This is a genomic window from Inquilinus sp. OTU3971 (assembly GCF_038440215.1).
This window is the reverse complement of the sequence record NZ_JASATH010000335.1, coordinates 1-4,505: the sequence shown is the minus strand read 5'-3', so window position 1 is coordinate 4,505 and position 4,505 is coordinate 1. Positions and strand designations below refer to the sequence as shown.

General features: G+C 71.8%; 5 protein-coding genes and 1 riboswitch. All 5 genes read right to left on the bottom strand.

Annotated elements, in window-relative coordinates:
- Positions 1-100: 100 nt before the first annotated feature.
- Positions 101-505, bottom strand: a complete 405-nt coding sequence (locus tag AAHM41_RS39115) for an SH3 domain-containing protein (protein WP_342242045.1) — start codon at positions 503-505, stop codon at positions 101-103.
- A 105-nt stretch (positions 506-610) separates the two neighbouring features.
- Positions 611-1,819, bottom strand: coding sequence for an O-succinylhomoserine sulfhydrylase (gene metZ, locus AAHM41_RS39110; RefSeq protein WP_342242044.1), 1,209 nt, complete (start codon positions 1,817-1,819; stop codon positions 611-613).
- A gap of 42 nt (positions 1,820-1,861) precedes the next feature.
- A riboswitch (SAM riboswitch) is annotated at positions 1,862-1,938 on the bottom strand.
- A 70-nt stretch (positions 1,939-2,008) separates the two neighbouring features.
- The gene (locus AAHM41_RS39105) at positions 2,009-2,482 is read right to left on the bottom strand and encodes a GNAT family N-acetyltransferase (RefSeq protein ID WP_342242043.1); all 474 of its coding nucleotides are present in this window, start codon (positions 2,480-2,482) and stop codon (positions 2,009-2,011) included.
- Positions 2,482-3,351, bottom strand: coding sequence for an ABC transporter permease (locus AAHM41_RS39100; RefSeq protein WP_342242042.1), 870 nt, complete (start codon positions 3,349-3,351; stop codon positions 2,482-2,484). The genes AAHM41_RS39105 and AAHM41_RS39100 overlap by 1 nt, the downstream gene beginning before the upstream one ends.
- Positions 3,348-4,298, bottom strand: a complete 951-nt coding sequence (locus AAHM41_RS39095) for an ABC transporter permease (RefSeq protein ID WP_342242041.1) — start codon at positions 4,296-4,298, stop codon at positions 3,348-3,350. Before AAHM41_RS39095 ends, AAHM41_RS39100 begins: the two co-directional genes overlap by 4 nt.
- Positions 4,299-4,505 lie beyond the last annotated feature (207 nt).

Below are 4,505 nucleotides of genomic sequence, written 5' to 3'. Positions count from 1 at the left end.
CCCCGATTGCACCCCGCCCGCGGCGTCGCGCGCCCCGGCCGCGGCGCGGGGGGGCGCCCCCGGGGCCCCCCGCCGGCCCCCCCCCCTTTCTCTTTGGCCGTCAATGCACCCAGCGGCCACGGTCGTGGTACCAGGGCCGGCCGCGGTAGTAGTTGTCCCAGTAGGGACCGGCATCGAATCGGATCACCGGCACGCCGATCACCGGCGCGGCCTCGACGATGACCCGGCGGCGATGCTGGACATCCGCCGCCAGGAAGCGGCCATTGGCCCAGCCGCGGTCGGGGCCGACGCCGATATCGCACCAGGCCCAGCCGTCGAGGCAGCCGAAGATCTGCACCGGCATGCCCGGCCGCAGCCGCGCCACCGTCGGATAGTCGGCCCCCGGGCCGGCGCGCAGCCGGGCCGGGGCGGTGGTGTAGCCCGGCGCGGCATCGGCGGCCGTCGCCGTCAGGGCCGTCAGCGCCAGCCCGGCCAACGCGGCGAGGGCGAGCTTCCATCTCATCATGCGAACTCCAGGGATCGAGATCCCCCTTCACCCGGCTAAACGCGGCAGGGCGGGAGTCCGGTCGCCGGGATCAGGGGGCGCGGCGCCGTGCCTCACCCCCGGCCGTCAGCCCACCCGCTTCGCCGCGTCGAGGGCGCGGGACAGGTCGCGCTCCAGGTCCTCGATCCCCTCGAGCCCGACCGACAGCCGCACCAGACCTTCGGTGATGCCCATGGCGGCGCGGTCCGCCGCCTCCATCGCCCGGTGGGTGGTGGTGGTCGGGTGGGTGGCGAGCGACTTGGTGTCGCCGAGATTGTTCGAGATGTCGACCAGCCGCAGCGCGTCGAGGAAGGCGAAGGCCGCCGCCTTGCTGCCGAGGTCGAGCGAGACCAGCGTGCCGCCGTTCTTCATCTGGCGCTTGGCCAGTTCGTGATGCGGGTGGCTTTCCAGCCAGGGATAGCGCACCCACTTGGCGGCCGGATGCGCCTCGATCAGCTGCGCCAGGCGGTGGGCGCTGGCGACCTGGCGCTCGACCCGGAGGCCCAGCGTCTCCAGCCCCTTCACCAGCACCCAGGCGTTGAACGGCGACAGGGCCGGGCCGGTGTGCCGGTAATAGGGCAGGAAGTCGTCGGTCAGGAACTTCTTGTCGGCAAGAACCGCGCCGCCCAGCACCCGGCCCTGGCCGTCGATGTGCTTGGTGGCGGAATAGATCACCACATCGGCGCCGAGCTCGAGCGGCTTCTGGCCCAGCGGCGTGGCGAAGACGTTGTCGATGAACACCTTGGCGCCGGCGGCATGGGCGATCTTGGCCACCGCGGCGACGTCGACCAAGTCCAGCGTCGGATTGGCCGGCGTTTCCAGGAACACCGCCCGGGTGTTCGGCCGCATCGCCGCCTCCCAGGCCGCGAGGTCGCTGCCTTCGACGAAGGTGGTGGTGATGCCGTAGCGCGGCAGGATGGTGCCGAGGATGACGAAGCAGGAACCGAACAGCGCCCGGCTGGCCACGACATGGTCGCCACCGCGCAGATGGCAGAACAGGGCGGTGAACACCCCCGACATGCCGCTGGCGGTGACGTGACAGCCCTCGGCCCCTTCCAGCAGGGCCAGGCGCGTCTCCAGCACCTCCAGCGTCGGGTTGCCGTAGCGGGAATAGACGAAGCCCGGCTCGTCGCCGGTGAAGCGCGCCTCGGCCGCCGCGGCGCTGTCATAGACGAAGCCCGAGGTCAGGAAGATCGCCTCGGAGGTCTCGCCATAGGGCGTTCGTCGGGTGCCGCCGCGGATCAGCGCGGTCTCGGGGCCGAATTCGTCTTCGCTGGGGGCTTCGTAACGATCCATCTCACCGACTCCTCGATCCGACCGGGAGGCGGTGCGTGCGGGACCTGCGCGCAACCGACCTTTTAGCGGAGATTAACGTGGCCGCAAGCCGGTCGGCTCAAATCACCACGGCGCCGCCCGGGAAGGCGACGGCCCAAGACTTATCGGCAAATCGGCGATCGGGCAATGCGTTTCCGGCAACGCTGCCCGTCACCCCTCGGCCAGGGCGTAGAGCACGAAGGGCATCTCGATCCCCTCGTAGAGCCGGCGGTAGGAGCGGCAGAGGCGGAAGCCGCGCGCCTCGTAGAAGCCACGGGCCAGCCGGTTGTGGGCGAAGCTTTCCAGCGTGCGGCCGCCGCGCGCCACGGCGTCCGCCAGCAGGACGGTGCCGGCCGACCGGCCCTGCGCCGCCGGGTCGACGAACAGCATGTCGAGATGCGACCCGGTCATCAGCGAGAAGCCGAGCGGCGTGCCGCAGCTGTCGACCGCGATGCGCAGGTCGGGCAGCCGGGCGGCGAAGCGGTTGGCGAAATCCTCCGGCCGCTTGCGGTCCAGGATCCCGGCCGGGAGGATGTGCTCGAAGGCGGCGCGGGTGCTGCGCCACGCCACCCCGGCCAGGACCGGCAGGTCGGCCGGCACCGGCGGCCGGACCGTCACCGCTTCCATCGTCTTCGCATCACCCATCACCCACTGCCCCGCAGCCTGGGATCGAGCGCGTCGCGCAACCCGTCGCCGAGCAGGTTGAAGCCGAAAGACGCCAACAGGATGGCAAGGCCGGAGAAGATCGAATCCCAGGGCGACAGCAGCAGATAGCTCCGTGCCTCGGCCAGCATGCGGCCGAGCGACGGCGTCGGCGGCTGGGTGCCGAGGCCGAGGAAGGACAGCGAGGCCTCGACCAGGATCGCGGTGGAGAGGGCCAAGCTGGCCTGGACCAGGATGACGCTGGCGAGGTTGGGCAGCACATGGCGCCACAGTACCCGCCCCTCCCCCGCCCCGATGGCGCGGGCGCCGAGCACGTACTGGCTGCTGGCCACCACCAGGGCCGGCCCGCGCAGCAGCCGGGCGAAGACGGGGATGTAGACGACGCCGATCGCCAGCGCCGTTGTGGTCGCACCCGGCCCCAGCATGGCGACGATGCCGATCGCCAGCAGGATGATCGGGAAGGCGAACAGGATGTCCATCAGCCGCATGCCGGCGCGGTCGAGCCAGCCGCCGCGCAGCGCCGCGGCCACGCCCAGGGTGCCGCCGACGACGAGCGCCAGCAGCACCGCGCTGGCCGAGGCGGCGAGCGAGGCGCGGTAGCCGTAGAGGATGCGCGACAGCACGTCCCGGCCGAACTGGTCGGTGCCGAGCCAGGCCACGGCGCCGGGCGCCTTCATCCGCCGGATCACGTGCTGGGCCAGCGGATCGTCCGGCGCGATCCAGGGCGCCAGCAGCGCCGCCACGACCTGCAGCAGCACCAGCGCCCCGCCGATCCAGACCAGCGGGTGCCGCGGCGCGGCGATGCGGCGGCGCGACGGCGGCGCCAGGATTTCCGGGAGGGGCGCCGTCATCTGAGGCCGATCCGGGGGTCGAGGGCGGCATAGAGCATGTCGGTGACGAAGTTCACGACCACGAACCCCGCGGTGACCAGCAGGATCGCCGCCTGGATCAGCGGATAGTTGCGCTCGGCGATCGCGCCCAGCATCAGCCGGCCCAGGCCCGGCAGGGCGAAGACCTGCTCGACCACGATGGCGCCGCCGAACAGGTAGCCGGCGGAGATGCCCAGCGCGGTGACGAAGGGGATCATGGCGTTGCGGAAGGCGTGGTGGAACACCACCGCCCGCTCGCTGACCCCCTTGGCCCGGGCGGTGCGGATATAGTCCTGCCCCAGCGCGTCGAGCATGGCGGAGCGGACGATGCGCGACAGCGAGGCCAGCACCGGCACGGCCAGGGCGATGGTCGGCAGCAGCAGGCGCTGCAGGTTGCCGACCGGGTCGTCGGCCAGCGGCACGAAGCCGATCGCCGGGAAGGCCGGGAAGACGCTGTGGAACAGATAGATCAGCAGCGCCCCGAGCCAGAAGGACGGCACGGTGACGCCGGCAATGGTGACCACCCGCACCAGGTAGTCCCGCGCCGAGTTGCGGAAATAGGCCATCAGGCAGCCGGCCGGCACCGCCAGCGCCACCGAGACGGCCAGGGCCAGCAGCGTGACCTCGATGGTGACGCCGATCCGGGCCACGATCTCCTCCAGCACCGGCCGGCCGGTCCACAGGCTGGTGCCGAGATCGCCGGTCAGGAGGCCGCCGAGCCAGGCGAGATACTGGGTCACCAGCGGCTGGTCGAGGCCGAGGCGCTGGCGCAGCGCTTCGATCCGGTCCGGCGTCACCTCGCTGTTGGCGCCGAGCATGATCTGCACCGCGTCGCCCGGGATCAGCCGGATCATCAGGAAGGCGACGACCGAGACCCCGAACAGCACCACCAGCAGGTCGAGCAGCCGCCCGGTCAGAAAACGGACCATGACTGCCTCTGCCCTGGCGACTGCCTGAATAGTCCCCCCTCCCCTTGCGGGAGGGGGCTAGGGGGAGGGGGTTCGTGCCGAGAGAGCCGGAGATCCGACCTGGACGCCGAAAGCTTCAGATCCTGCCGTGTCGGAGTCCTACGATCGACACCCCCCTCCCCCTGCCCCCCCCCCCCCCCGGGGGGGGGGGGGGGGGGTTGGGGGGGC

What these genes read in the sequence shown, in the direction of transcription:
- AAHM41_RS39095 (WP_342242041.1), bottom strand. Translation starts at nt 4,298, where the DNA reads ATGGTCCGTTTTCTGACCGGGCGGCTGCTCGACCTGCTGGTGGTGCTG.
- AAHM41_RS39105 (WP_342242043.1), bottom strand. Translation starts at nt 2,482, where the DNA reads ATGGGTGATGCGAAGACGATGGAAGCGGTGACGGTCCGGCCGCCGGTG.
- AAHM41_RS39100 (WP_342242042.1), bottom strand. Translation starts at nt 3,351, where the DNA reads ATGACGGCGCCCCTCCCGGAAATCCTGGCGCCGCCGTCGCGCCGCCGC.
- AAHM41_RS39115 (WP_342242045.1), bottom strand. Translation starts at nt 505, where the DNA reads ATGATGAGATGGAAGCTCGCCCTCGCCGCGTTGGCCGGGCTGGCGCTG.
- metZ (WP_342242044.1), bottom strand. Translation starts at nt 1,819, where the DNA reads ATGGATCGTTACGAAGCCCCCAGCGAAGACGAATTCGGCCCCGAGACC.